24 protein-coding genes are annotated in these 26,061 nt (G+C 62.7%); 12 read left to right on the top strand and 12 right to left on the bottom strand.

Features of this window, described 5'->3' with window-relative positions; genetic code table 11:
- Positions 1-95 precede the first annotated feature (95 nt).
- The 3 genes from RCO31_RS19495 (at position 96) to RCO31_RS19485 (ending at position 3,183) form a co-directional block, all read left to right on the top strand.
- Positions 96-1,700 carry a L,D-transpeptidase gene (locus RCO31_RS19495; RefSeq protein ID WP_308970100.1) on the top strand — a complete coding sequence of 535 codons (1,605 nt, stop codon included), beginning with the start codon at positions 96-98 and terminating at the stop codon, positions 1,698-1,700.
- Positions 1,701-2,005: 305 nt separating this feature from the next.
- Positions 2,006-2,551: a glutathione peroxidase gene (locus RCO31_RS19490; protein WP_374991510.1), complete on the top strand. Its 546-nt coding sequence runs from the start codon at positions 2,006-2,008 to the stop codon at positions 2,549-2,551.
- A 77-nt stretch (positions 2,552-2,628) separates the two neighbouring features.
- Positions 2,629-3,183, top strand: a complete 555-nt coding sequence (locus RCO31_RS19485; protein ID WP_308970099.1) for a dihydrofolate reductase — start codon at positions 2,629-2,631, stop codon at positions 3,181-3,183.
- Between the two features lie 110 nt (positions 3,184-3,293).
- Here the strand turns inward: RCO31_RS19485 and RCO31_RS19480 are convergent, their stop codons facing one another.
- The 4 genes from RCO31_RS19480 to aspS form a co-directional block, all read right to left on the bottom strand.
- Positions 3,294-3,755 carry a DoxX family protein gene (locus tag RCO31_RS19480; protein WP_308970098.1) on the bottom strand — a complete coding sequence of 154 codons (462 nt, stop codon included), beginning with the start codon at positions 3,753-3,755 and terminating at the stop codon, positions 3,294-3,296.
- Between the two features lie 96 nt (positions 3,756-3,851).
- Positions 3,852-4,151 (bottom strand): hypothetical protein, encoded by a 300-nt coding sequence (locus RCO31_RS19475; RefSeq protein ID WP_308970097.1) that lies wholly within the window; start codon positions 4,149-4,151, stop codon positions 3,852-3,854.
- Positions 4,152-4,299: 148 nt separating this feature from the next.
- Positions 4,300-6,609: an NADP-dependent malic enzyme gene (locus RCO31_RS19470; RefSeq protein ID WP_308970096.1), complete on the bottom strand. Its 2,310-nt coding sequence runs from the start codon at positions 6,607-6,609 to the stop codon at positions 4,300-4,302.
- 45 nt (positions 6,610-6,654) lie between these two features.
- Positions 6,655-8,430: an aspartate--tRNA ligase gene (gene aspS, locus RCO31_RS19465; RefSeq protein ID WP_308970094.1), complete on the bottom strand. Its 1,776-nt coding sequence runs from the start codon at positions 8,428-8,430 to the stop codon at positions 6,655-6,657.
- Positions 8,431-8,642: 212 nt separating this feature from the next.
- Here aspS and rnd point away from each other — a divergent pair, with 212 nt between their 5' ends.
- Positions 8,643-9,788, top strand: coding sequence for a ribonuclease D (rnd, locus tag RCO31_RS19460; RefSeq protein WP_308970092.1), 1,146 nt, complete (start codon positions 8,643-8,645; stop codon positions 9,786-9,788).
- Here rnd and ppx read toward each other — a convergent pair.
- The 4 genes from ppx to RCO31_RS19440 form a co-directional block, all read right to left on the bottom strand.
- Positions 9,785-11,251, bottom strand: a complete 1,467-nt coding sequence (ppx, locus tag RCO31_RS19455; protein WP_308970208.1) for an exopolyphosphatase — start codon at positions 11,249-11,251, stop codon at positions 9,785-9,787. The two genes, rnd and ppx, sit on opposite strands and share 4 nt — an antisense overlap.
- A 67-nt stretch (positions 11,252-11,318) precedes the next feature.
- A complete protein-coding gene (locus RCO31_RS19450) occupies positions 11,319-13,523 on the bottom strand; it encodes an RNA degradosome polyphosphate kinase (RefSeq protein WP_308970091.1) in 2,205 nt (734 codons plus the stop codon).
- Positions 13,524-13,636: 113 nt separating this feature from the next.
- The gene (locus tag RCO31_RS19445; protein ID WP_308970090.1) at positions 13,637-14,320 is read right to left on the bottom strand and encodes a chromosomal replication initiator DnaA; all 684 of its coding nucleotides are present in this window, start codon (positions 14,318-14,320) and stop codon (positions 13,637-13,639) included.
- A gap of 81 nt (positions 14,321-14,401) precedes the next feature.
- Positions 14,402-14,947, bottom strand: a complete 546-nt coding sequence (locus RCO31_RS19440; protein WP_308970089.1) for a CDP-alcohol phosphatidyltransferase family protein — start codon at positions 14,945-14,947, stop codon at positions 14,402-14,404.
- A gap of 312 nt (positions 14,948-15,259) precedes the next feature.
- On the opposite strand from RCO31_RS19440, the gene purM reads away from it, so the two are divergent.
- On the top strand, positions 15,260-16,333 hold the full coding sequence (gene purM, locus RCO31_RS19435) for a phosphoribosylformylglycinamidine cyclo-ligase (protein WP_308970088.1): 1,074 nt from the start codon (positions 15,260-15,262) through the stop codon (positions 16,331-16,333).
- A 4-nt stretch (positions 16,334-16,337) separates the two neighbouring features.
- Positions 16,338-16,988: a phosphoribosylglycinamide formyltransferase gene (gene purN / locus RCO31_RS19430; RefSeq protein WP_308970087.1), complete on the top strand. Its 651-nt coding sequence runs from the start codon at positions 16,338-16,340 to the stop codon at positions 16,986-16,988.
- A 10-nt stretch (positions 16,989-16,998) separates the two neighbouring features.
- Here purN and ndk read toward each other — a convergent pair whose 3' ends face one another.
- The gene (gene ndk / locus RCO31_RS19425) at positions 16,999-17,421 is read right to left on the bottom strand and encodes a nucleoside-diphosphate kinase (RefSeq protein ID WP_308970086.1); all 423 of its coding nucleotides are present in this window, start codon (positions 17,419-17,421) and stop codon (positions 16,999-17,001) included.
- Between the two features lie 324 nt (positions 17,422-17,745).
- Here ndk and RCO31_RS19420 point away from each other — a divergent pair, with 324 nt between their 5' ends.
- From RCO31_RS19420 to RCO31_RS19405, 4 genes are all read left to right on the top strand, one after another.
- Positions 17,746-17,988, top strand: coding sequence for a hypothetical protein (locus RCO31_RS19420; protein WP_308970085.1), 243 nt, complete (start codon positions 17,746-17,748; stop codon positions 17,986-17,988).
- Between the two features lie 175 nt (positions 17,989-18,163).
- Positions 18,164-18,430 (top strand): hypothetical protein, encoded by a 267-nt coding sequence (locus tag RCO31_RS19415; RefSeq protein ID WP_308970084.1) that lies wholly within the window; start codon positions 18,164-18,166, stop codon positions 18,428-18,430.
- Positions 18,431-18,603: 173 nt separating this feature from the next.
- Positions 18,604-18,807, top strand: a complete 204-nt coding sequence (locus RCO31_RS19410; protein WP_308970083.1) for a hypothetical protein — start codon at positions 18,604-18,606, stop codon at positions 18,805-18,807.
- 86 nt (positions 18,808-18,893) lie between these two features.
- The gene (locus tag RCO31_RS19405) at positions 18,894-20,765 is read left to right on the top strand and encodes an ABC-F family ATP-binding cassette domain-containing protein (protein WP_308970082.1); all 1,872 of its coding nucleotides are present in this window, start codon (positions 18,894-18,896) and stop codon (positions 20,763-20,765) included.
- A 21-nt stretch (positions 20,766-20,786) separates the two neighbouring features.
- Here the strand turns inward: RCO31_RS19405 and RCO31_RS19400 are convergent, their stop codons facing one another.
- From RCO31_RS19400 to RCO31_RS19390, 3 genes are all read right to left on the bottom strand, one after another.
- Complete coding sequence (locus RCO31_RS19400) at positions 20,787-21,308, bottom strand: hypothetical protein (protein ID WP_308970081.1); 522 nt, start codon at positions 21,306-21,308, stop codon at positions 20,787-20,789.
- A gap of 186 nt (positions 21,309-21,494) precedes the next feature.
- Positions 21,495-21,947 carry a DNA polymerase III subunit chi gene (locus tag RCO31_RS19395; protein WP_308970080.1) on the bottom strand — a complete coding sequence of 151 codons (453 nt, stop codon included), beginning with the start codon at positions 21,945-21,947 and terminating at the stop codon, positions 21,495-21,497.
- Positions 21,944-23,443, bottom strand: coding sequence for a leucyl aminopeptidase (locus RCO31_RS19390; RefSeq protein ID WP_308970079.1), 1,500 nt, complete (start codon positions 23,441-23,443; stop codon positions 21,944-21,946). The genes RCO31_RS19395 and RCO31_RS19390 overlap by 4 nt, the downstream gene beginning before the upstream one ends.
- Before the next feature lie 324 nt (positions 23,444-23,767).
- Here RCO31_RS19390 and lptF point away from each other — a divergent pair, with 324 nt between their 5' ends.
- A complete protein-coding gene (gene lptF / locus RCO31_RS19385; RefSeq protein ID WP_308970207.1) occupies positions 23,768-24,931 on the top strand; it encodes an LPS export ABC transporter permease LptF in 1,164 nt (387 codons plus the stop codon).
- A 16-nt stretch (positions 24,932-24,947) separates the two neighbouring features.
- Positions 24,948-26,033: an LPS export ABC transporter permease LptG gene (gene lptG / locus RCO31_RS19380; RefSeq protein ID WP_308970206.1), complete on the top strand. Its 1,086-nt coding sequence runs from the start codon at positions 24,948-24,950 to the stop codon at positions 26,031-26,033.
- The last annotated feature ends 28 nt before the right edge of the window (positions 26,034-26,061 follow it).

Below are 26,061 nucleotides of genomic sequence, written 5' to 3'. Positions count from 1 at the left end.
AGTATCTTGTCGGCGGCAGTCATCAGTTTAGCCGCGCACCTGTAGAGCATTCACCGGCACCATTGACCACACTGCGGGCGCGTCGCATCTGCTTGATGACCGCGGCTGCACTGTTCGCCGTGCCGGAGGCCGCCAATGCCCAGATGTACTGGAACTGGGGCCCGTCTGACTACTACAGGCCGCGCTACCACGCGCCGCAGTACGAACCCGAGTACGAGCCGCGCTCCTACGCGCCGCGATCCAGCAAGCCGAGGCGCGCCAAGGTTAAGCGCGCGACCGATCCGGCCGAAGCTGCAGCAGACAAAGCTGCAGCGGTAGCGAACAAGGCCGCAAAGCCGGTCGGACCGCTCGTCATTGCGGTCTCGGTCGAAAGGCAACGCGTCAAGGTTTACGACTCGAACGGGTTGTTCGCCGAAGCGCCCGTCTCTACGGGCACGAAAACGAATCCGACGCCTTACGGCGTCTTCAGTATCATCCAGAAGAACCGTCATCACGTCTCCAACCTTTACGGAGCGTCGATGCCCTACATGCAACGCATCACCTGGTCAGGGGTCGCGCTCCACACCGGCCCGCTACCCGGCTATGCCGCGTCGCACGGCTGCATTCGCCTGCCGAACGAGTTCGCATCGCGGCTGTGGACGTGGACGAAGATGGGCACACGCGTCATCGTCGCGCCGGGCGACGCCTCGCCAATGGACTTTTCGCATCCCAAGCTGGTCGCAAGGATGGTGCCGCTGCCGACCATGTCGGGTGCGCCCACGCCAGTCACTGTCGCCGAAACCGCCCTTTCCAAATCGGATCGCGCAGCGATGGCGCAACAGCGCACGGCGGACGCACGCGGTACAATGACAGGTATCAAGGGAACGCTGTCGGACGTAACGCCGGCCAAGAACGCCGAGGCCAAGGATACCGAAGCGCGGGATACTGAAACCAAGACTACTGAAGGATATAACGAGCCGACCACGGCCGGCAGCAACACCATGGCCGACGGTCCACAGACAGTCGAAGCCGAGGTTGAAGCCGCTGCCGAAACCAAGTTCGCGGACGCGACGGAGAAGCCGGCCGAACTCATCTCCGTCGCGACAGCGCAATCGACCGAGCCAAAGGCGAAGGAAAAGTCGGCCCCGACCAAATCCGCCGCTGCAGCCTCGGCTGACGTCGCCGAACCCGCGCAGGAGATCGCTAGGCCCGCCGATATCATAACGCCCAGTGCAATGCCTGCGCCGGCCAAGCCTGCGCCCGCCAGCACTTCGCGTAGCCACAACCACATCGCGGTGTTCATCAGCCGCAAGGACAAGAAGCTCTACATCCGCCACGGATACGAGCCCATCTTCGATACGCCGGTCGAAATCGCCGACGCGGATCGTCCGCTCGGCACGCACGTCTTCACGGCGCGCGGCGACAAGGCCGACACCACTGCGCTGCGCTGGTCCGTCGTCTCACTGCCGCAGGTCCCCCGCAAATCCGCGCCCAAGCGCGAGGCACGACGCGGGACCAAAGCTGCCCCGGTCCCCGCTCAGTCGACAGTGATCGCGCCGCTCAATGCGTCGGAGGCGCTGGATCGCATCACGATTCCGGACGAAGCAATTGCAAAGATCGCGTCGATCATTACGCCCGGCGGTTCACTGCTGATCTCTGATCACGGCCTGAACGGTTGGGAAACCGGCAAGGGCACCGACTTCATCGTGCCGCTGCGCTAATTTTTCGGTTCGCCGACAGCAAGCTGGCCTGACGCTGCGTGGCGCAGGCCAGGCCCCGTGCAGCCGGCCTGCGGCTGCAATTCTGCGTGATGCCGACCTGCGCGCCGCGCAACCGCACGGAACCAGACGATTGCCGTTTGCAAATCGCGGCATTTGGAGGGACACTCATCTCCTGATTTTAACGCTCGCAGGCGGGCCTTCAATGCTGGTGTGAGCGTCAAATTTAGCTCACTCGTGCCCGATGCCGTTCCTATCGGTCCGGACGACCTAAAATGATCTTCAGTCGCAGGCAGTTGCTGGGGTTGATGCTCGCGAGCGCGGCGTCGCCAGCGTTCGGACAACCCGCCATGAGCACCCGCACCGCATACGGTTTTTCCTTCCAATCGCTGCAGGGCGAGCCGATCAACCTTGCCGACTACACAGGCAAACCGCTCTTGATCGTCAATACGGCCTCGCTGTGCGGCTTCACGCCGCAATATGCGGGCCTGCAGGAGCTCTGGACGAAGTTCGGTGCGCGCGGGCTCGTCGTCATTGGCGTTCCCTCAAATGACTTCGGCAATCAGGAACCCGGCGGGGAGAAGGAAATCACCGAGACTGCGCATCATCAGTACGGCGTGTCGTTTCCCATGGCGGCGAAGGTTGACGTTCGCGGGCCAAATGCACACCCCTTTTACAAATGGGCAGCGACGGAGCGTCCAAGGGACCTGCCCCGCTGGAATTTCCACAAGTACCTGATTGGCCGTGACGGCCATATTGTCGATGTGTTCGCTGAACGCGTCGAGCCGACGGACACTCGCGTCGTTACTGCGATTGCGCGGCAGCTCGACGGCGCCGTAAGGCTTTCCAATTAGTGCGGCGCTTTTGACGTTCCGATCAACCTTGCCGCGATCCCATTCAGTGCGAGCGTCAGAAACAGGACACCAGCCTCGTGGCCGACTTCCATTTCGAAGGTTGTGCGATCGTCTCCTCTGACGGCATGCTCGCGGACGCGCAAGGCAACCAGCCGCCCGAATTGATCGTAGAGGCAGACAAGCGCTTCTTCGAAGCCAAGCTCGATGCGGCCGCGCTGATCGTGCACGGGCGCCACTCGTCCGAAGGCCAGCGCAATTCGCCGAACCGCAAGCGTCTCATCGCAACGCGACAGATCGAGACGATCGAGCCGGATGAGAGGAATCGTAACGCCGTGCGTTGGAATCCCGCCGGCGCGTCTATCGAGCAGGCGGCGGCTCTTCTCGGTGTGCGCGCCGGACTCGTCGCCGTCATTGGCGGGACGGAGATTTTCGACCTATTCCTCGATCGCTATGACGTCTTCTGGTTGACGCTCGCGCCGCGCGTCAAGCTTCCAGGCGGTGTACCGGCGTTCAGCGGCGTTCCGCAGTCAGCGCCCGCAGAGATTCTGCGCAGCCACGGGCTTACGCAAGCTGAATCCCGATTGCTGGATGCGTCACAAGACGTCCGTCTCGTCAAATGGGTGCGGACGTAGAGTAGCCTCGCACCATTTTGAAATCGCGACGAGTTACTGGGTAACTGCGCGCCCGCGGGGACGGCATTGTATCTCGCGGAGGCATCGATCCATTGCAGAGGCGCGTCCCGTCACAGCGCCACCCGGTCGTGATAGATCGGCTCCGGCGTGACTGTCGAGACGGACCGATAGCCGATGATCATCAAGAGCGCGCCGATGATCGAGATGTTCTTCATCACATGCACGATATTTTCGAGCCGCTCGCTACCGCCGCTCTGATTCCAGAAGTCATGCACATAGAACGTCGTCACCGCGACGAAAAGCACGAGAATGGCGGCAAAGAACCGCGGGGCGAGATTGAAAGCGATCATCAATCCGCAGATGACCTCGACGCTCGCGGCCGTAAACGCCAGCAGGCGGAACACGGTCATGCCGAGAGAGCCTTCGATCTGGCTTGCATAGGCAGCGGCAAACTCGGGAATGCCGACCTTGGCCTCGATAATCGCCGCGGTCGAGCCAATGTCGAAAAATTTCGACGCGCCGGAAAAAATGAAAAGCAACGCAAACAGCACCCGGCCACTCGTCATCAGCATCTGTCGATCCCCCAGAACGAAAGCGCAATCATTATACATGAAAAAAGGCCGCCATATTGCATGACAGCCCTTTTCCGAATCCCCTTACGCAGCTCCTCAGCCGCAATGGCCGCGCCGCACCAAGCGGTACTCGCCGTTCGGATAGCGGTACCAGCAGCGATTGTCGTACCAGTAGTAGCCACGCGGGCGCGGCTGGAAGGTGATGGCAGCCGCAGCGGTCGCACCGATCACGCCGCCTGCGATCGCACCTGCAGCGCGACCGCCGGTCGCGGCAGCACCAACGCCTGCTCCGATCGCACCGCCAAGAATGGTGGCGAGCGGATCCTGCGCCTTCGCCTCCTGCAGCGGCAACGCCATTGCTGACGCGAGCAGCAGGGAAGCTCCCAAATAACGCATCGTAAGGATCTCCTTCTCAGCTCCACCCGGGCCGGATTGTTACCCTCTGGCGGTTCCTTTTCAAAGGACGATCGCGGCTTCCAATGTCCGGCTTTCGCCGCAATTCATGACGTGCCGTCCGGCGGTAAGAACGGAACGGACCCGCGTTTCAGACCAAGCTTGGCCGGACGCGCCCCGCCTGCTCCTGAGCCTCGACAGCGGCCACGGCCGTCATGTTCAGCACTCCGCGTGCCGTGACGGATGGCGTGAGGATATGCGCCGGCCGCGCGGCTCCTATGAGAATCGGCCCAACCGGCAATGCGTCGGTCAGCGCCTTCGTCATCTGATAGGCGATGTTGGCCGCATCCAGATTCGGCATCATCAGGATATTGGCAACGCCCTCCAGGCAGGTATGCGGCAGCACACGCGACCGCGACGTCGGCGACAACGCCGAGTCGCCGTGCATCTCGCCGTCAGCTTCAAGATCGGGATGCGCTTCCTTCAACAGCTCCGTCGCCCGGCGCATCTTGCGAGCCGAGTGCGTGTCGTAGCTGCCGAAATTGGAATGCGACAGGAAGGCGATCTTCGGCTTCAGGCCAAACCTCTCGACGTGCTTAGCTGCTAGCGCTGCCATCTCAGCGAGCTCATCGGCGGACGGATCAGGCCGCACATGGGTGTCGGTGATGAAGAACGCACCCTGAGACGTGATGACAAGCGCGAGCGCAGCAAACTCCGTCATGCCGGGCGCATAGCCGATAATCTCGCGAATGCGTCGCAAGTGGCTGAGATAGCGGCCCTCAACGCCGCAGAGCATCGCGTCCGCCTCGCCGCGCAACACCGCGAGCGCCGCAATCACCGTGTTATTGGTGCGAACGAGCGTGGCCGCAGCTTCCGGCGTGATGCCGGAGCGGCCTGCGGCGTCGATATAATCTTGCACGTAGGAGCGGTAGCGCGGATCGTCGTCCGGATTGATGAGGTCGAAATCGTGGCCTGCACGGATCGACAGTCCAAAACGCTTCAGCCGCGTCTCGACCACCGCCGGCCGGCCAACCAGGATCGGTTTTGCAAGCCGCTCTTCGAGCACCGCCTGGGTCGCGCGCAAAATGCGCTCGTCCTCGCCTTCCGCATAGATCACCCGAACAGGCTGCGCGCGCGCCTTGGCAAACACCGGCTTCATCACGAAACCGGAGCGGAACGCGAAGCGTTCGAGTGTTTCCTGATATGCCTCGAAGTCAGCGATCGGCCGCGAGGCGACGCCCGAAGCCATCGCCGCCTTCGCGACGGCGGGCGCGATGCGCAGGATCAGACGTGGATCGAATGGCGAAGGAATGAGCGAGCCCGGACCAAAGCCGAGCACCTCGCCTTCGTAGGCACGCGCGACGACGTCCGACGGTGCCTCGCGCGCGAGCGCGGCGATCGCCGATGCCGCAGCTCGCTTCATCTCCTCGTTGATCGCGGTCGCACCGCAATCGAGCGCACCGCGGAACATGAAGGGGAAGCAGAGAACGTTGTTGACCTGGTTCGGGAAGTCGGAGCGCCCGGTGCAGATCATCGCGTCGGGCCGGACGGCGCGCACCTCGTCCGGCATGATCTCCGGCGTTGGGTTGGCCAGCGCCATGACCAGCGGCTGGTCGGCCATCGTTGCGACCATCTCCTGGGTCAGCACCTTGGGGCCCGACAGACCGAGGAAAATATCCGCACCGCCGATCACCTCAGCGAGCGTCCGCTTCTCGGTCTTGCGGGCATACTGCGCCTTCCAGCGGTCCATCCGCGTGTTTCGTCCTTCATGGACCACGCCGTCCTGGTCGCAGACGTAGATGTTGGACTTCTTCGCTCCCATCGCAACGAGCAGATTCAGGCAGGCGAGCGAAGCAGCACCGGCGCCGGCGGCCGCGATCTTCACGTTCTCGATCTTCTTACCGTTCAGCAGCAACGCGTTCTGAACGGCAGCCGCGACAATGATGGCGGTGCCGTGCTGATCGTCGTGGAAGACCGGGATCTTCATCCGCTCCTTGAGCTGGGCTTCGATGTCGAAGCACTGCGGCGCCTTGATGTCCTCAAGATTGATGCCGCCGAAGGTCGGCTCCAGCGCAGCAACCGTATCCACCACCCGCGCGATCGTGTCGGCCGAAATCTCGATGTCGAACACGTCGATGCCGGCGAATTTCTTGAACAGAACCGCCTTGCCTTCCATCACCGGCTTCGAGGCGAGCGGGCCGATGTTCCCCAAGCCTAGCACCGCGGTGCCATTCGACACCACCGCCACGAGGTTCGAGCGGCTCGTCAGGGAAGCCGCCTCCTGCGGATTGGCTGCGATGGCCTCGCAGGCGGCAGCGACACCCGGCGAATAGGCGAGCGCAAGATCGCGCTGGTTAGCGAGCGGCTTGGTGGCCTGAATTTCAAGTTTTCCGGGCCGCGGCAAACGATGATACGCCAGCGCTGCGGCGTTGAGGTCTTCAGAACCCGATGACGACGACATGTATTTCCTCTGACGCCCGTCAGTTTTCGAGCGTTCCTGCCGAGCTTAGTTTTGCGGCAAATTAAGCCGGATGTGAAGCTCTCTCAGTTGCTTGGTGGTCGCCTCCGACGGAGCGCCCATCAGCAGATCTTCGGCACGCTGGTTCATCGGGAAGAGCGAGATCTCGCGCAGGTTGGTCGTACCGCAAAGCAACATGACGATGCGATCGACGCCAGCCGCCATGCCGCCATGCGGCGGCGCGCCGTAGTTAAAAGCGCGGTACATGCCGCCGAAGCGCTCGACCACGTCGGCCTCGCCATAACCTGCAATCTCGAACGCCTTCACCATCGCCTCCGGGACGTGGTTACGCACGCCGCCTGAGGCGATCTCGTAGCCATTGCAGACGATGTCGTACTGAAAGGCTTTGATCGTCAGCGGGTCCTTGGTGTTCTGCAACGCTTCAAGGCCGCCTTGCGGCATCGAGAACGGATTGTGCGAGAACTCGACCTTCTTCTCTTCCTCATTGTACTCGTACATCGGGAAGTCAACGATCCACGCGAGCTCGAAACGGCCCTTGTCGACGAGGTTCAGCTCTTCGCCGACCTTCGTGCGCGCCTGCCCTGCGAAGCGCATGAATTTCGCCGGATCGCCCGCGACGAAAAACGCCGCATCGCCGTCCTTCAGGCCGAGCTGGCTGCGGATCGCAGCGGTGCGCTCGGTCCCGATATTGTTGGCGAGTGGGCCAGCACCTTCACCGCCCTCCCGCCACATGATGTAACCGAGGCCGGGCTGACCTTCGCCTTGCGCCCACGAGTTCATGCGGTCGCAGAACGCACGGCTGCCACCGCCCGGACCCGGAATGCCCCAAACCTGGTTGCGCGGGTCCTCGAGCATCCGCGCGAACACCTTGAAGCCCGATCCGCGGAAGTGTTCGGAGACGTTCTGCATGATCAGCGGATTGCGCAGGTCGGGTTTGTCGGTCCCGTACTTCTGCATCGCCTCGGCGAACGGAATGCGCGGCCAGTTGGACGTCACCGGCTTGCTGTCGGCGAATTCGTTGAATACGCCAGTGACCACCGGCTCCATCGTCGTGAACACGTCTTCCTGCGTGACGAAGCTCATCTCGACGTCGAGTTGATAGAACTCGCCCGGCAGACGGTCCGCGCGCGGATCCTCGTCGCGGAAGCACGGTGCGATCTGGAAGTAGCGATCGAAGCCGGACATCATCAACAGCTGCTTGTACTGTTGAGGCGCCTGCGGCAGCGCGTAGAATTTTCCCGGATGAATCCGGCTCGGCACGAGGAAGTCGCGCGCACCTTCCGGCGACGACGCCGTAAGGATCGGCGTCTGGAATTCGAAGAACCCGCTCTCCTTCATGCGGCGGCGCATTGAGTCGATGATCGCCCCGCGCCGCATGATGTTGGCATGCAGCCGCTCGCGGCGCAGGTCGAGAAAGCGATATTTGAGTCTGATATCTTCCGGATAGTCCTGGTCGCCGAACACCGGCAGCGGCAGCTCGCCGGCCGGACCCAGCACCTCGATCTCGGAGACGAATACCTCGACCTCACCGGTCGGCAGTTCCGGATTCTCGGTCCCCTCCGGCCGGCGGCGGACCTTGCCGTCGATCCGGACGACCCACTCAGAGCGGAGCCGTTCGGCATCCTTGAAGGCGGGCGAATCCGGGTCGGCCACGCATTGGGTCAGGCCATAGTGGTCGCGCAGGTCTATAAATAGCACACCTCCGTGATCCCGAACGCGATGGACCCAGCCGGAAAGGCGGACTGTCTCGTCGATGTGACTGGCGCGGAGCGCCCCGCAGGTGTGGGACCGGTAGCGATGCATGATAACCCTGAAGGCTCGGAAAACGCGGGAGAATCCGCCGCGTTTGGACGAGCGCCGGTTTAGCCGAGGCGGCGCTGCGCGGCAACCGAGTGCCTGGGTTGCTTTGGTTCTGCCCCCGGACCGCGGTTCGGGGCAGAAACATGGCTGAAATCAATACCATCCGGGGCTAAATGCAGGGCGACAAGGCCCGAAAGCTGCGATATTCAGCGCCCATGGATTTGATTACCGAGACTGCGGACCTCGCCCACGCGTGCGAGCGCTTCGCCCGACATTCCGTCATCACCGTCGACACCGAGTTTTTGCGGGAGACGACGTATTATCCCCTGCTCTGCGTCATCCAGATGGCCAGTCCCGAGGAGGCGGTGGTCATCGATGCCCTCGCCGAGGGAATCGACCTCAAGCCCTTCTTCAACCTGATGGCCAGGGAATCGGTGTTGAAGGTCTTTCATGCGGCGCGCCAGGACATCGAAATCGTCTGGCACCGGGCGAACATGCTGCCGCACCCGATTTTCGATACGCAGGTCGCCGCCATGGTGCTCGGCTACGGCGACAGCATCGCCTATGACGCGCTGGTGGAGAAAGTCACCGGGCATCGCCCCGACAAGACCCACAGATTCACGGACTGGTCGCGGCGGCCCTTGAGCAAGGAACAGATCGTCTATGCCGAAGCCGACGTCACTCACTTGCGTGACGTCTTCAAGGTGCTGGATGCCGACCTGAAGAAGCGTGGCCGCAGCGACTGGGTCTCCGAAGAGATGGAAGTTCTCACCTCGCCACGCACCTACGACAACGAGCCGTCGCGCGCATGGGAGCGGCTGAAGTCGCGCGTGCGCAAGCCGAAAGAACTCGCGGTGCTGATGGAGGTGGCCGCCTGGCGTGAGCGCGAAGCGCAGACGCGGGACGTGCCCCGCAGCCGCGTGCTGAAAGACGACGCCATTGGCGACATCGCCACCCACGCTCCCACCTCGCTGGAAAAGCTGGCCAACCTGCGCTCGATCCCGAAAGGCTTCGAGCGCTCGAAATGGGGCAGCGACATCGTCGCCGCGGTGGAGCGCGGCCTTGCGCGCGATCCGCACACCCTGCCGAAGCTCGACCGGCCGCGCGGCAATGCCGGATCGGCGACGGTGGAGCTACTGAAGGTCCTGCTGCGCATGACGGCGGAGAAACATCACGTCGCCGCAAAGGTGATCGCCACGATCGATGACCTCGAGCAGATCGCGGTCAGCGATTCTGCCGACGTAGCGGCCCTGCACGGTTGGCGGCGCGAATTGTTCGGCGAAGCAGCGCTCGCGTTGAAGCACGGCAGTCTCGCGCTCGCTGTGGAAAAAGGACGGGTCGTCCGGGTCGATCGGACCTAGTCCCGTTCGATCGCCGACGACAACCCCATCAGCCGTGTCAGTTGCCGGAAGCGAGCAGCGATCCGGTCGCCGGCCAGCGCGGCGACCCGCGGTTCGAACACCAGCGTGATCTTGCGGCCACGACGCTTGAAATGCGTCGCACCGAGCACGCCGGTCTGCGCAGCGGAGATGAGATGGGCGACGCGGATCGCCGTACCGAGAATCTGCGCCCAGCCAATCAGGCCCTCGGGAATCAGTTCGCTGATACGCGGCGATAGTTCGTCATGCGGCTGGCCGAGACCTGCGTATCGATAGTAGATCGTCAGGCCGATAAAGGCCCGGCCCTCGTGATCGATCGCGCCGAAATTGCCGTTGGCGATCAAATTGAGCGACTGCTCGCCGCGATAGTCCGGGTGCGCGCGCCAACCGATATCAGCAACCAGGCAGGCGGCGTGCCGCCAGCGGCGTTCCTCCGCGGTCTCGACGATATCCGCCGCTCTCACGAAACGACTGGTCCAGTCGAACAGTTCTTCGGCGTGCTTCGGCGAACGCGATCGAAGAATGTTGAGATCGTGCGCGGCCGCGAGCAATCCGTCCTTGACCTGCTCGCTCGCGGAAAGCCTCGAGAACAGCAGACCTTCTCGCACGCCGAACGTGGAGATCATGATCGTCTTCGGCTTGGCGATGCGAATGATATGCTCCAGCACCAGCGCCGCATAGGCGAGCAGCGGACGCCGCGCATCGGCCACCGCTTCGATGTCCGGCAGAGCACGCCCCGGCCGCATGCGCTTGACCCGGCCGGCGAACGCGAGCGCCTGATCCGCCGGGATGGCGTAGCCGTGCATCACACGCAGGGGATAATCGGTCTGTGAAATGTGCAGCCGCGCCAGCGCGCGCCAGGTGCCGCCAACCGCATAGAACGTACGCCCTCGCCCGGCCTTCAGCTCCGGCAGGCCCTCCAGAGCCTCCCTGACGATCCTGTCGGCACGTTTGATGGACTTGTGCGACATGTCCTGCAGGGCCAGTCCGCCGAGCGGCAGACTGACCCCATGGCCGACACGCCTGCCAGAAATATCCACGAGCTCCAGCGAGCCGCCGCCCAGGTCACCGACGATCCCGTCCGGCTTGTAGACCGCGGACACCACACCGAGCGCCGACAGCTTGGCTTCACGCGCCCCCGACAGGATCTCGATTCCGGTGCCGAGAATGCGCTCGGCGCGCTCAATGAATTCGGGTCCGTTGTTGGCTTCGCGACAGGCGGCCGTCGCAACGACGAACGTGCGGCCGACATGCATGACGCGGCACAATCCGCGAAACCGTCGCAGCGCCGCCAATGCGCGTTCGACTGCGTCCGGCGCCAGCAGGCCCGAGGAATGGACCTCACGTCCGAGCCCACACAAAATCTTCTCGTTGAAGAACGGCGTGAGGCCGCGCGTCAACGCCTCGTAGACCACGAGGCGTACCGAGTTCGAACCGATGTCGATGACGGCAACGGCGGGGCCCGCTTTGCGCGACGCATGGGTAAGCCGCGCATGGCGAAGCTGCGCAAGCTTAAAGTGGTGATTGCTGGCGTTCCGAACGGCGCGTGAGCCGTCGCGGTGAAGATTCTTTGAGCGACTTGCCACGGCCCGACAGACTTGGATTCGTCATGAAGTATTTATGGACGTTGAAAGGCTCCTCGCCTTTCGCGGCCTTCATACGCGTTGACGATCCGTCCGGCAACAACTGCCAGCTCTGCTCATTATCCTTCAGGTTCGCCAGCATAATCTGGTCCAGAACCTGTTGATGGACAGTGGGATTCTGCAACGGACAGAGTACCTCGACCCGGCGGTCCAGATTGCGCGGCATCATATCGGCCGAGGAGATATACACAGCTGCTTTCGGGGATGGCAGTCCATGTCCCATACCAAAGCAGTAGATTCGCCCGTGCTCGAGGAACCGGCCGATGATGGACTTGACGCGAATGTTCTCCGACAGGCCGGGGACGCCAGGCCGGAGGCAGCAAATGCCGCGCACCACGAGATCGATCGAAACACCTGCATTCGACGCTTCATAGAGCGCATCGATAATCTCGGGATCGACCAGCGAGTTCATCTTCATCCAGATCGCGGCAGGCTTTCCCTGTTTGGCGTAGCCGATCTCTTCATTGATGTGTTCAAGCATGCGCTTGCGCAGCGTCAACGGCGAAACCGCCATCTTCTCGATGTCGATCGGCTCGGCGTAACCGGTGATGTAGTTGAACACCCGCGCCGCATCGCGCGCGATCACCGCGTCGGACGTGAAGTAGGAAAGGTCGGTATAGATGCGGGCGGTGACCGGATGATAATTGCCGGTGCCGACGTGGACGTAAGTAGCGAGGCTGCCCGCCTCCCGGCGCACCACCAGCGACAGCTTTGCGTGGGTCTTCAGTTCGATGAAGCCGTAAACCACCTGCACACCGGCGCGTTCCATGTCGCGCGCCCAGCGAATATTTGCTTCCTCATCGAAACGCGCCTTCAGTTCGATCAGCGCGGTGACTGATTTCCCGGCCTCCGCCGCTTCAACCAGTGCGCGAACGATCGGCGAATTCGACGACGTGCGATAGAGCGTCTGCTTGATCGCCACGACGTCCGGATCACGCGTTGCCTGCTGCAGGAATTGAACGACCACATCGAAGGATTCGTAGGGATGATGGACTATCAGATCCTTCTGGCGGATGGCGGCGAAGATGTCGCCGCCATGATCGCGTACGCGCTCCGGATGACGCGGCACATAGGGCACGAATTCCAGATCCGGTCGGTCAAGCCGCGTCAGTTGTGACAGCTCGTTCAGCGCCAGCACGCCGTCGACCAGGAACATCTCGTCGTCGGCCGCCGCCAGCGCGCGCTGCACGAACGCACGTAACTCTTCCGGCATCGCCGCCTCGACCTCGAGACGGATCACGGATCCGCGGCGGCGGCGCTTGAGCGCCGTCTCGAACACGCGGACCAGATCCTCGGCCTCTTCCTCGATTTCAATTTCGGAGTCGCGGATGATACGGAACGCGCCCTGTCCCTGCACCGTGTAGCCGGGAAACAGCCGGCCAATGAACAGGCCCGTCGCCTGCTCCAGCGTCATCAACCGCATCGCCTCGTCCTTGGCCGAAGGCAGGCGGATGAAGCGATCGATCTTGCCGGGCATACGGATCAGCGCGTCCATCGCCTTGCCATCGGAGATACGCGTCAACTGGAGCGCAATCGAGAAGCCGAGGCTTGGAATGAACGGGAACGGATGCGCCGGATCGATCGCCAGCGGCGTCAGCAGCGGAAAGATGTTGTGGAGGAAGTGATCCTCAATCCACGCCCGCTCCGCCTTCGACACGTCCCGGCCTTCCACCAGCACGATGCCCGCATCGGCGAGAATCTTCCGCAAGTCGCGCCAGATCGCCTGTTGATCGCTTGCGAGGGCAGAAACCGCCTCGTTGATACGCACGAGCTGCACGGCCGGCGAAAGCCCGTCGGGGCTTCGCTCGGTGATCCCTTCGCGCACCTGCGCCTTCAGACCCGCGACGCGGACCATGAAGAACTCGTCAAGGTTGTTGGCCGATATCGACAGGAACCGCAACCGCTCCAGCGCAGGATGGAGCGTATTAACCGCCTCCTCGAGCACGCGGCGGTTGAAATGCAGCCAGGACAGTTCGCGGTTTATGAACCGCTCGGGGCCTGCGTCCGCGACGGTCGATGAGGTAGCCGCTGGAACATTTTTTTGTTCTAGAACAATAGCTTCAGAGGAATCCATGACACTTCAGCCAAGTTCGGGGCAAAGACGGTTTGTTGCGGTCTCGCGGACGGCGCACCATCGCCATCAGCCGTGACGTTTCGATGACCATGATGAACCGCCCCTACGAGGCGTCAAGCCGCAGGCCCGCGGAATAGTTCCGAGGCGAGTGCACGTGTCACAGGCCGCCTGAGGCGCAGCGCCTCGGCGTCAAGCAGTTCGATCGCCTTCCGCGCGGCGACATATGAGCGTTCGATCCGGCTCGCGAGGTAGTTGACCAACGCCTCATCGACACTGAGCTGACGGTCCATGCAAAGCTTGACGATCAAGGCACGCAACAATGCATCGTCCGGCGGCGCCAGCGTCACGACCGGCACCGCGCGCAGGCGTGACTGCAAATCCCGCAACTCGAGCGTCCAGCCCGCCGGCAACGTTCGCGCCGTCATCAACACGTCGACCTCCTCCTGCCGCGCGAGATTGAGCAGGTGAAACAGCGCCCGCTCGTCGATGTCGGCAGGTGCGACGTCCTCGACCACCAGAGCGCCTGTCGCGAGCGCGCCTGGGACTGCGCCTGCGGTCAGGGCCCGGGCAGCGGTTGAACGGGCGCCGGCATTGGCAGCCCAGATGGCCGCAAGATGGCTCTTGCCGGAACCGCTATCGCCGACCAGCATGACAACGCGACTTGGCCACTTCGGCCAGCGGTCGACCAGTTCAAGGGCGGCAGCGTTCGGCGGCCCCTCCAGGAAATCCTCCCGCGAAAGGCTTTCCGCATGCGGCAACTTGAATGCCAGTTGCCTCGGTTGCGCGCCTGCCGTCACTGCACTCAACTCCTCGAATGACGATTTCGAATGGTCCGGCGGCCCTCGTCGCAGACGCGGCGCCCGCCCCAGCCGACAAGCCTAGCGCCCGGACTCCAGCGCGTTCATGTGGCGGATCCACTCGACGAGATAGAAGCCGACCGACAGCAGTGTCAGCACGGCGACGATCGCCATCAGGATAATATCGAACGGCCTGAACACGAAACCAAAACCGAGCCCGGCCAGCACCAGCCCTGCGTAGACCACCTGCGCCACGGTATTGAGCTTCGAAACCATGAGCGGCTTCATCGGGATCGGCCGATCGACCAGCCAAGAGACGATCACGGCACCGATGATGATGATATCGCGCGAGACCACCAGAATGACGAGCCAGCGCGGAATGTCCGCGGTGATGCCAAGCGCAACATAGATGGAGACCAACAGGCACTTGTCGGCCAGCGGATCGAGCAGCGCGCCGATCTCGCTTTGCATGTTGAAGCGCTTGGCAAGGAAGCCGTCGATGGCGTCGCTGACGCCGGCGATGAAGAACAGCACGAACGCCACCGCCATCTGGCCGGACGTGATCGCCCAGATGATGACCGGGACGAGTAGAATCCGGCCAAGAGTAATAAGATTGGGAAGGTTCACGCGCAGGTCCTAGTATCCCGGTTCTAACGTTCGCATCCCCTTGCGGCAACCTCGTCTGCGAACGTTAGAACCAAGAGGGACACGAGCGACGTTATGAAGCTGGTGCGCTTCCTGGATTTGACGTTCGTAGGCAGGACTCGCCGCAAGCACTGGTACGAACGTCAAATCCAGCGCACTCGCGGCACAGGGCGGTCCTTCCCTGCAGGGCGTCCGTCCGGGCTGCCTGTTACATAGTACAGCTGAGAGACCGGTGCGAGCCATTGCGCGCGACCGGAATCCTGCGTAACCACCGGTTTGGCAACAGGAAACCGCATGACCGATCGGAAGAACAGCCTCACCTACGCAGATGCAGGCGTCAACATTGATGCCGGCAATCGGCTGGTCGATCTCATAAAGCCGATGGTGCGCGCCACCGCGCGACCGGGCGCGGATGCCGAAATCGGCGGTTTTGGCGGCCTGTTCGACCTCAAAGCGGCGGGCTTCCAGGACCCGGTGCTGGTCGCGGCCACCGACGGCGTTGGAACCAAGGTGAAGATCGCGATCGAAACCGGCATCCATTCGGGAATCGGCATCGATCTGGTTGCGATGTCGGTCAACGATCTCGTGGTCCAGGGCGCTGAACCACTGTTTTTCCTCGACTATTTTGCCTGCGGTAAGCTCGATCCCGAAGCTACGGCGGCCATTGTGGCCGGAATAGCCGAAGGCTGCCGCGAATCCGGCTGCGCCCTGATCGGCGGCGAGACCGCCGAGATGCCAGGCCTCTACGAGGACGGCGACTACGACCTGGCAGGCTTCGCGGTCGGTGCTGCCGAACGCGGCACACTGCTGCCCTCACGCGACATTGCCCCGGGTGATGCTGTCATAGGGCTCGCATCGTCCGGCCTCCACTCGAATGGCTTTTCGCTGGTCCGCAAGGTGGTTGAACAATCAGGCGCGAGCCTTGGGGCGCCGGCGCCTTTCGCACCGGTGATGACGCTTGGCGGCGCACTGCTGACTCCGACGAAGCTCTACGTCAAATCGTGCCTGCGTGCGATCCGCGAGACCGACGGCGTCAAGGGTTTCGCTCACATCACCGGCGGCGGTTTCACCGACAACATCCCACGCGTGCTGCCGAAAGGACTCGGCGTACGGATAGATCTCGCCAAGGTTCACGTGCTGCCGGTGTTCAAGTGGCTCGCGGCCCAAGCCGGAATTGCCGAACTGGAAATGCTGCGGACGTTCAACTGCGGCATCGGCATGGTGACGATCGTCAAGGCGGATACACTTGCGCGTGTGATGGACGTGCTCGCAAGCAGCGGCGAGATCGTCTCCCATCTGGGTTACGTCATCGAGACCAGTGACGAGCAGCGGGTCGTCTACGACAATCACCTCGACCTGCGAGCCTGACGCGATGAGACGCCGCGTCGCTATCCTGATCTCCGGCCGCGGATCGAACATGACCGCGTTGATCGAGGGCGCGCGGGCGTACGATTTCCCGGCTGAAATTTCCGTCGTGGTCTCGAACAAGGCCAACGCCGCCGGCGTCGCCAAGGCGCGCGCTGCGGGAATTCCCGTGGAGATCGTCGAGAGCCGGCCGTTCGGCAAGGACCGCGCCGCTTTTGAGAAAGCGCTGCAAATCGTGTTGGATCAGCGCAGCATCGATCTCGTGTGCCTTGCCGGTTTCATGCGGTTGTTCACGCCCGAGTTTGTGCAGCGTTGGCACGGACGGATGCTGAACATCCACCCATCACTGCTGCCATCTTTTCCCGGCCTCGACCCGCACGGCCAGGCTTTGAAAGCCGGCGTGAAGGTCTCCGGCGCGACCGTGCACTTCGTGACGCCGGACACAGACGCAGGACCGATCGTGATCCAGGGTGTGGTGGCCGTGAAGGACGACGACACGGCGGAAACGCTGTCGGCGCGCATCCTTGCGGTTGAGCACCGGATTTATCCGGCGGCCGTGCGCCTGGTCGCCGACATGCGTGTCCGTATCGACGGCGACCGATGTGTGACGGAAGGCGCGGTGGCGCCCGACACGATCATGATCGCGCCGGGCGCTTGAACCAGGACGATCAGCCGACGATCTCGTTGCCCGGAAAGAACTGCGCGATCTCGATCGCGGCTGTCTCCGGTGCATCCGAGCCATGCACGGAATTCTCGCCGATCGACTTCGCATGGAGCTTGCGGATGGTGCCGTCCGCGGCTTTCGACGGGTCGGTCGCTCCCATCACGTCGCGGTAGCGCGCAATTGCGTTCTCGCCCTCGAGCACCTGCACGACCACTGGGCCGGACGTCATGAACTCGACAAGTTCGCCAAAGAACGGGCGTGCCTTGTGCACGGCATAGAAGGTTTCCGCCTGATCTTTCGTCATGCGAATACGCTTCTGGGCAACGATACGCAGCCCCGCCTTTTCGATGATGGAGTTCACGGCGCCGGTCAGGTTGCGGGCCGTCGCATCCGGCTTGATGATCGAAAAGGTGCGCTCAATCGCCATGGTCTGGTCCTTAGGAAAATACGGGGGTTACAAGGTGCCGGGCTTATAACGGCGCCGACTTGCGGCGGCAAGCCGCCACCCGCCCCTGCTGCCGATTGCGGCAGTGTCGCTTTCAGGCGCAAGCGCTGACATCACCACGACGTCATATAGCTTTCTGCGAATTCACGAAGATGAACCCTGTCTGACACGCGCGCTGCCTGACCGTTCAGGCCCGCCCTTCTAGTCTTCCCCGCATTGGGTGGCCGTAGCGAACGAACAGCAGACGCTCGAACGGACCGCTCACAACACCGGACGCTGTCGAAGCGCCCGTGGATGGAGAGGACAATGCTTCGCAAATTCGCTCTCGGTCTCGTCGCCGCCGGCTCGCTTGGTATCGCTGCGTTCGCGCCCACCAGCGCATCGGCCTATCACGACGGCCCCCACTTCCGAGGCCATCATCATGGCTTCGGGATGCACCGCGGATGGCATGGCGCGCGAGCGCACTCCCGCCATCACGGCTGCATCCAGCAACGGCTGGTGAGAACCCCCTGGGGCTTCCGCTATCGCCCGGTCAACGTCTGCCGTTAACAATTGTTAACCGTAAGTCTTCTGAACCCCGGTCGCGTTTCGCGGCCGGGGTTTTTCGTCGATGCGGCCTCGATTGAAGATCGAAAAAAGTCATTGAACGGAAAACATAGCCATCGCGACGAACTCGCATGGGACACCACAGAGGCGTTCTTCGCCGCATCCTTGGAGTTAAAGCATGATCCGTAAATTCGCCCTTGGCCTCGTTGCCGTTGCTGCTCTCGGCGCCGCTGCGCTCGCTCCGACCGCCGCGTCTGCATTCCCGCTGAAGGGCAAGGGCTGGCATCCGCATCCGCATCCGCACTGGCATCACCATCATCCGGTCTATATGGCGCCGTCGCTCTACATCGGCGCACCGATGATGTCGCCGGGCTGTTTCGAGAAGCGCCTCGTCCAGACCAAGAAGGGTCTGCGCTGGAGGACCGTGAACGTCTGCGCGTACTGATCGTCGCCAATTGCCCCGGCCGCCGCGCGGCCGGGGCTTCAAATTGGGAACCGGACTGTTTCCTTAAAGCCGCAATTCATTCAAAATTTACGCAATTCCCCACATCATTTGGCCGACGCTGCAACTATTAGGGTGCTCGCCGCTTGATCGCCATGAACGTGAATGAGTTGACGATGGAACCAGTCATGGCCGGCCGGATCACAATCAGCAATGTCCAGCTCGACGCACCGACCAGCCGTGCCGTAGCGGACGGCATTGGCGAAAGGTTGAGGCAGGCGCTCGGCGCTGAGCCGCCTGTATCCGATCGGCTGCAGAAGCTGCTCGACGAGATGCGCCAGCGCGAAGCGCGCGACAATTCGAAAGAGAACAGCCACTAAGTTCGACTTCGCTTTGCCGTCCGGGACAGGCGGGTCAAGTTCCAGAAAGCGGTTGCCTTGCGCCGTCGGAGCGGTGAAAAGGCCGAATGCTATCCATCACCGACATCTCGATCCGGATCGCCGGACGGCTGCTGATCGATCATGCCACCGTGCAGATCGTTCCGGGCGCGCGCATCGGATTGGTCGGACGTAACGGCGCGGGGAAATCCACGCTGTTCCAGGCCATCCGCGGCGAGATCCCGACCGAGAGCGGACAAATCGCGCTGCCACCGCGCTGGCGCGTCGGAAGCCTCGCGCAGGAAGCCCCGAACGGCGCCGAAAGCCTGATTGATGTGGTGCTTGCCGCCGACCTCGAGCGCGCCGCACTGTTGCGCGAGGCAGAAACCGCGCAGGATCCGCACCGGATCGCCGACATACAAACCCGTCTGACGGACATCGACGCTCATTCCGCACCGGCGCGTGCGGCGGCCATTCTCTCGGGCCTTGGCTTTTCAACGGCGGATCAGGCGCGCGCGTGCTCGGAATTCTCCGGTGGCTGGCGCATGCGCGTTGCGCTTGCCGCGACCCTGTTCGCCGAACCCGACCTGCTGCTGCTCGATGAACCGACCAACTATCTCGATCTCGAAGGCACGCTGTGGCTGGAGGATCATCTGGCACGCTATCCGCGCACCATGATCGTCGTCAGTCACGATCGCGATCTCCTGGAGAACTCAGTCGATCAGATCCTGCATCTGGATCGTAGCAAGTTGACGCTTTATCGCGGCGGATATTCGTCGTTCGAGAAGCAGCGCGCTGCGCGCGAACTGCTCGATGCCAAACAGGTCAAGCGGCAGGAGGCGGAGCGCAACCGTCTGCAAGCCTTCGTGGATCGCTTCAAGGCGAAGGCATCGAAGGCGCGTCAGGCGCAGTCGCGCGTCAAGATGCTCGAAAGGATGGAACCGATCGCGGCGCTGGTGACGCAGGATGTGCGCGAGATCGTATTCCCGGAGCCTTCAAAACTGCTGTCGCCACCGATCATCGCCGTCAACGACGTGACCGTCGGTTACGAAACCGAAAAGCCGGTACTCAACCGCGTCACCTTGCGGATCGACAACGACGACCGCATCGCCCTGCTCGGCCAGAACGGCAACGGCAAGTCGACCCTGGTCAAGCTGCTCGCCGGGCGTCTCGCGCCATTTTCAGGCCACGTGACCCGCGCGGACAAGCTCGTCGTGGGCTACTTCGCTCAACACCAGCTGGACGAACTGAACGAGGACGGTACGCCCTACTCGCATATCCGCAGGCTCCTGCCCGACGCGCCGGAAGCCAAGGTGCGCGCCCGCGCAGGCGCGATTGGTTTTTCGGCTGCGGCTGCCGACACGCCGGTGAAGAACCTGTCGGGCGGCGAGAAGGCGCGACTGCTGCTTGGTCTTGCGACCTTCTTCGGCCCGCAGCTCATCATCCTCGACGAGCCGACCAACCATCTCGACATCGACAGCCGTGCAGCTCTTGCCGAGGCTATCAACGAATTTCCCGGTGCCGTCATCATGGTCAGCCACGACCGCTACCTGATCGACGCTTGCGCGGATCGCCTCTGGGTCGTCGCCGATCGCGCCGTCACGCCCTACGACGGCGATCTCGATGATTATCGACGCGAGGTGCTGTCGGCACGAGGTCTGCGGACCTCGCCGCGCGACCGCCGTGAAAAGCCACAATCGACCGAGACGCCGCGCAGTAAGACAACCGTCGGACAGACGTCGCTACGGCAGAAGATCGCCGATGCCGAGGCTGAGGTCGAACGCATCACCGCGATCATCGCCAAGATCGATGCCGCCCTCGCGCTGCCCGACATCTTCACGCGCGAGCCTGCCAAGGCAGCCCAGCTCAGCAAGGCGCGCAGCGCTGCGGCTCAAGCACTCCAGCGCGCCGAAGACGAATGGTTGATGGCGAGCAGCTCGCTCGAGGCTGCTTCAGGCTGATCGACTCATCCGAACTCGAGCTCAGCCTTGGCGCTTCGCCCGCGAACCCCTGGGGTTGCGTGCGGGCGGTTCGGGTTCGGCTGCACGCTCCATAGAGACCATGCGTCCGTCGGCGAAGCGGTAGATCCCCGGCCGTGGGCCGCGCACGTAGGTCAACACGGTGACGCGCTGGCCGCGTTCGTTCGAGATCGCGACATTGTCCGGCGCGCCGGCAGCGCGGGCAACCTCACACTCGGTCCGGCCGATGGCGACACCTGCGCCGGCCTGCGTCGGGTCGATCGACTGCGTCGTCTCGGCGAGCGCACTGGCATCGGCGGGCGACGCCATGCCAGCGCAATGGCCTTCGGCGCTGATCAAATCGGCCGCCGATACCGCACGCGTGTTGCTGAGCGGTGGCGTTTCGATCGTCAGACTTCGGCTGAACATCGCCGGCCGCCTGAACCACTCCTGGTCCTTCAATGAAAAATCCACACTGCCGCAGCCGGCCAGCAGCGGTTGGACTGCGAACAGCGCGATTGCCACCCTCAGGCGAGGGCCTTGCACCAATCCAATCATTCGCTGAACCCGGGAAACGCTACCAAATGAATCTGAGCTAAACGCTTTCGCGCTGATACTGAACAGAGGGTTTGCGGCATCACCATGACCCGAGCCTCGCGCGTCAGCTTGGTTGGGAAACATGCTTAATGCCACAATCGGTTAAGTCGACGCCAGCCCCTGCATCGCAGCGATTTACGCCTTCCGCTGCCAGCGGCCCTGCTCGTCCGCCTGCCAGTAGGTGACGTCGAAGCCCTTCGACTTGCTTGCTGACCAGGCGGCGCGGGCCGCAGCAGTCGCGTCGTCGTCCTCGCCGTTGAAGACCAGCACCAGCCGCTCGTAAGCTGCCGCGTCCTCCGGCAGCTCGGAGCAGTCAACGAGGAAGCGCACCGACGCGCCGTTCGGATTGCCGCCATTCACCGCGAGAACGATCGGCTGCTCTGCTGCATCGCGATCGCGCCAGGTTCCATGCGGCAGAAAGGAATCGTCGCGGTAGGTCCACAGATGCGAATCGAGCGCATCTGCGCGGTCTTCCGAAGCCGTCTCCACCACCACACGCCAACCCCGTTCGAGCGACTTCTCCAGAAGCGGCGGCAGCACGCGCTCCACCGACTGACTCTGCAGCTGATAAAACAGCACCTCGGTCATTTTTTCGCTTCGTAATGGTCCGCAACCAGACGGTCTAGCAACCGTACGCCATAGCCCGTGCCAAAGCTCGTGTTGATGTCGCTCGACGGCGCGCCCATCCCGGTTCCGGCGATATCGAGATGGGCCCACGGTGTGCCGTCGACGAATCGCTGCAGCAGTTGCGCTGCCGTGATCGAACCGCCATGCCGGGGACCGGTGTTCTTCATGTCCGCGAATTTCGAATCGATCAGCTTGTCGTAGGCGGGACCGAGTGGCATGCGCCAGACATGTTCGCCCGTCGCCCGTCCCGCGAGCGTCAACCGTTCCGACAGTTCGTCGTTGTTCGAGAACAGCCCTGCATGCTCCGTGCCGAGGGCAACCATGATCGCACCTGTCAGTGTTGCAAGATCGACAATGAACTTCGGCTTGAACGTCTTCGTCACGTACCAAAGCACGTCGGCAAGTACGAGCCGTCCCTCTGCGTCGGTGTTGATGATCTCGATGGTCTGGCCGGACATCGTAGTGACGATGTCACCGGGACGCTGTGCATTGCCGTCGGGCATGTTTTCGACGAGGCCTATGGCGCCGACCGCGTTGACGCGCGCTTTGCGCCCGGCAAGCGCATGCATCAGGCCAACGACACATGCCGCACCCGCCATGTCGCCCTTCATTTCCTCCATGCTGCCTGCGGGCTTGATCGAGATACCGCCAGTGTCGAAGCAGACGCCCTTGCCGACAAACGCGACCGGCTTGTCACCCTTCTTCCCACCCTCCCAGCGCATCACGACCATGCGGCCCTCGCGCACCGAGCCCTGGGCAACGCCGAGCAGTGCGCCCATGCCGAGCTTGGTCATCGCCTTCTTGTCGAAAATTTCGATCTTGACGCCGAGCTTGCGCAGTTGCGACGCGCGTTTGGCGAACTCATCCGGATAAAGGACGTTTGGCGGCTCGTTCACGAGATCACGCGCGACCAGCACGCCGTCGGTCACGCTGTCGGCCGGCGCGAACGCCCGCCTTGCGGCGGCGACATCGGCCACCGCGATCGACACGTCCGCCTTCAATCGCGCGTCGTCGTCCTTTTTCTTGGTCTTGTACCGATCGAAGGTGTAGGCGCGCAGCCGTACGCCCGAGGCAATCGCGGCGACATCGTCCGGCTTCATGGCCCCGTCCGGCAGCTCGGCGACGATCATCACCGAATCGACGTTGGCCTTCAGCCGCCCGACCGTCGCGCCGCCGATCCTGATGTAATCCTCGGCCTTCAACGAACCGGCCTTGCCCGTCCCGGCGACTATCAACCGGTCGACCTTCAGGTTGGCCGGGGCAAGGATATCCAATGAATTCCCGCTCTTGCCCTTGAAGCGGCTGGTGGCCGCAGCGCGCTTGACCGTCTCCGCCGCCGCGCCCAGGATTTTGGCCGACGCCGGCCCGAATGTCAGGGACTCGTCCGTGAACAGGACAAGAACACCCTTCGGCGCGGCAGAAAACGGGACGAAGCCGATCTTGACGGCGTCGGACATCGAAAAACCTCCAGAAGGCGCGCTAACGGCGTGGAAAGACCGACCCGGACGGGCCGCTCCCGGCACTATGGCCCCTTGCCGGTCTCACTGCCAAGTGCAGGGTCATGTCAGCGTCATCCCCGACCGGCAAAACCGTACCCCGAAGGCCACATTAACCAATAATTCACGCAACTTTAACGATTGCCATCCCCAAGCCATTTTGTTGACCAATCAAAGAGATGGTAGTGTCCTGAGGGACATTCCGCCGAGGTTTTTTGCACCTTTGGGGATGAGGGATGGGAACCTAAGGTTTCGGCGTTGAGGGGGATGGGGTCGCGCTGCGTGATCGGGTCGATCGACAGCTATATTTTTCGTCAGACGTTCGCGGCGTTCCTCCTCGTGCTGGTCACGCTTACTGGCGTCATCTGGCTCACGCAGGCGCTGCGCGGCATCGACGTGATGACGAGCCAGGGACAGACGGTGCTGGTCTTCATCGGGCTGACCGGCCTTGCCATTCCCTATCTCGTGCTGGTCATTGCGCCGATCGCGCTGGTGATCGCCGTTGCCTATGTCCTCAACAAGCTGTCGACGGATTCCGAGATCATCGTGATGAACGCCGCCGGCATGCAGCCGTGGCGGCTGTTCCGCCCTTTCCTGCTCGTAACCGTCATCGTTTCGGCGATGATCTTCGCCACATCAGCCTACATCGCGCCGGACGGACTGCGCCGTCTCAAAGCCTGGCAGCGGGAGATCACGGCGGACGTGCTCAGCAACGTTCTGCAGACGGGAAAATTCGTCGAGATCGAGCGCAATCTCACTTTGCGGGTTCGCGAGCGGCAACCCGGCGGACTGCTGGTCGGCATCTTCATCGATGACCGGCGCAATCCCAAGGAACGCGTGACGATCATCGCCGAACGCGGCACCGTGCTGAAGAACGAGCGCGGCTCGTTCCTAATTCTGGACGACGGCAACCTGCAGCGCTTCGAGGCCGGCCGGCGCGACCCGGCGTTCGTCGCCTTCGACCGCAATGCGTTCGACATGAGCAAGATCGGAGGAAACACATCGACCAACGTCACCTATTCGATCCGCGAGCGGTATCTGTGGGACTTGCTGGATCCGGACCCCGACGATCCGATGTTCAAGCAGTTTCCCGGACAGTTTCGCGCCGAAATGCATGAGCGGCTGACCTCGCCGCTCTATCCGTTCGCATTCATGGCGCTCACCTTCGCGTTCCTGGGCGCGCCGCGGACGACCCGTCAGAGCCGAGCCATGTCGATCAGCAGCGCCATCGTTTCGCTGAGCACGCTGCGCCTGATCGGCTTCGCATGCACGGTGCTTGCCGCAACGTCGATCTTTGCCGCGCCGTTCCAGTATGCCTTGTTGTTTGCAACGCTCGCATTCAGCGCCTGGGTGATCGCGCGCGTGATCGTGCTGGAGCCGCCGCCCGTCGTGATCGACACCCTCAGCAGCATGGTCGCGCGTGTCACGCGTCGATTCGCTGCGTCGTAGGAGCGGTGCCGCGATGATGCTCACCAACACGCTTGGGCGCTATTTCGCCGGAAAGTTCGTCGCCGCGGCGATCGCCGTCTTCATGGGCGTGTTCATTCTCGTCGTGCTGGTCGACTATATCGAGATGACGCGGAAGACGTCCGGCATCAACGCCTCCACCTGGCTGGTGGTGCAGACGTCGCTGTTTCGCGTGCCGCAGTTGCTCGAGCGACTGATGCCGTTCTGCGTGCTGATCGCCGCGATGACCTGCTATCTCGACCTGTCCCGGCGGCTTGAGCTTGTGGTCGCCCGCTCTGCCGGCGTCTCCGCCTGGCAATTTTTGACGCCCGCGCTGGCAAGCGCATTCGTGCTCGGCACGCTGGCGACGGTTGTTTACAATCCGGTTTCAGCCAACCTGCAGGAACAGGCGCAGGCCAACGAGGTGGAGCTCTTTGGCGACCGCACGCAGATGCTGCAGGACGCGCTCGGCTTCTGGTTCAACCAAGCCACCAGCGAAGGCCAAACGATCATCAACGCTGCCAGCAGCCAGCGCCGCGGCGTCGTGCTTTCCGGATTGACCGTCTTCCGATTCGATCCGTCGGGCCGATTCAGCGAGCGCATCGAGGCGCGCGAGGCGACGCTCGAAGACGGTTACTGGCTGCTTAAGAACGTCCGCCGTCACACCTTCACCGAGCCGGTATTGGTCGAGGACAGCTACCGACTCAACACCAGCCTGACGCCTGACCAGGTGCGCGGAAACTTCGCCAATCCCGAGTCCGTCTCGTTCTGGGAGTTGCCCGACTACATCACCTCCTCGGAAAACTCCGGCTTATCCACTGCCGGTTACCGGCTGCAGTATCAGAAGCTGTTATCGCGGCCTTTCCTTTTCGCGGCGATGGTGCTTCTGGCATCCGCCGTCAGTCTACGTTTCTTCCGTCTCGGCGGTGTCCAGAAGATGGTTTTGAGTGGCATCGCTGCAGGCTTTCTGCTTTATGTGCTGTCGAAAGTCACAGAAGATCTGAGCAAGGCCGAGTTAATGCATCCTGTTTCTGCGGCGTGGCTGCCTGTCGCTGTAGGCAGCCTTGCCGGCTTACTGGCCTTGCTGCATCAGGAGGACGGGTAGTGACTACGACTGTCGCCACCCGCCGCGT

It is taken from the genome of Bradyrhizobium sp. LHD-71 (assembly GCF_031157255.1).
GTDB lineage: Bacteria > Pseudomonadota > Alphaproteobacteria > Rhizobiales > Xanthobacteraceae > P52-10.
This window is presented reverse-complemented; position numbering and strand designations above follow the sequence as displayed.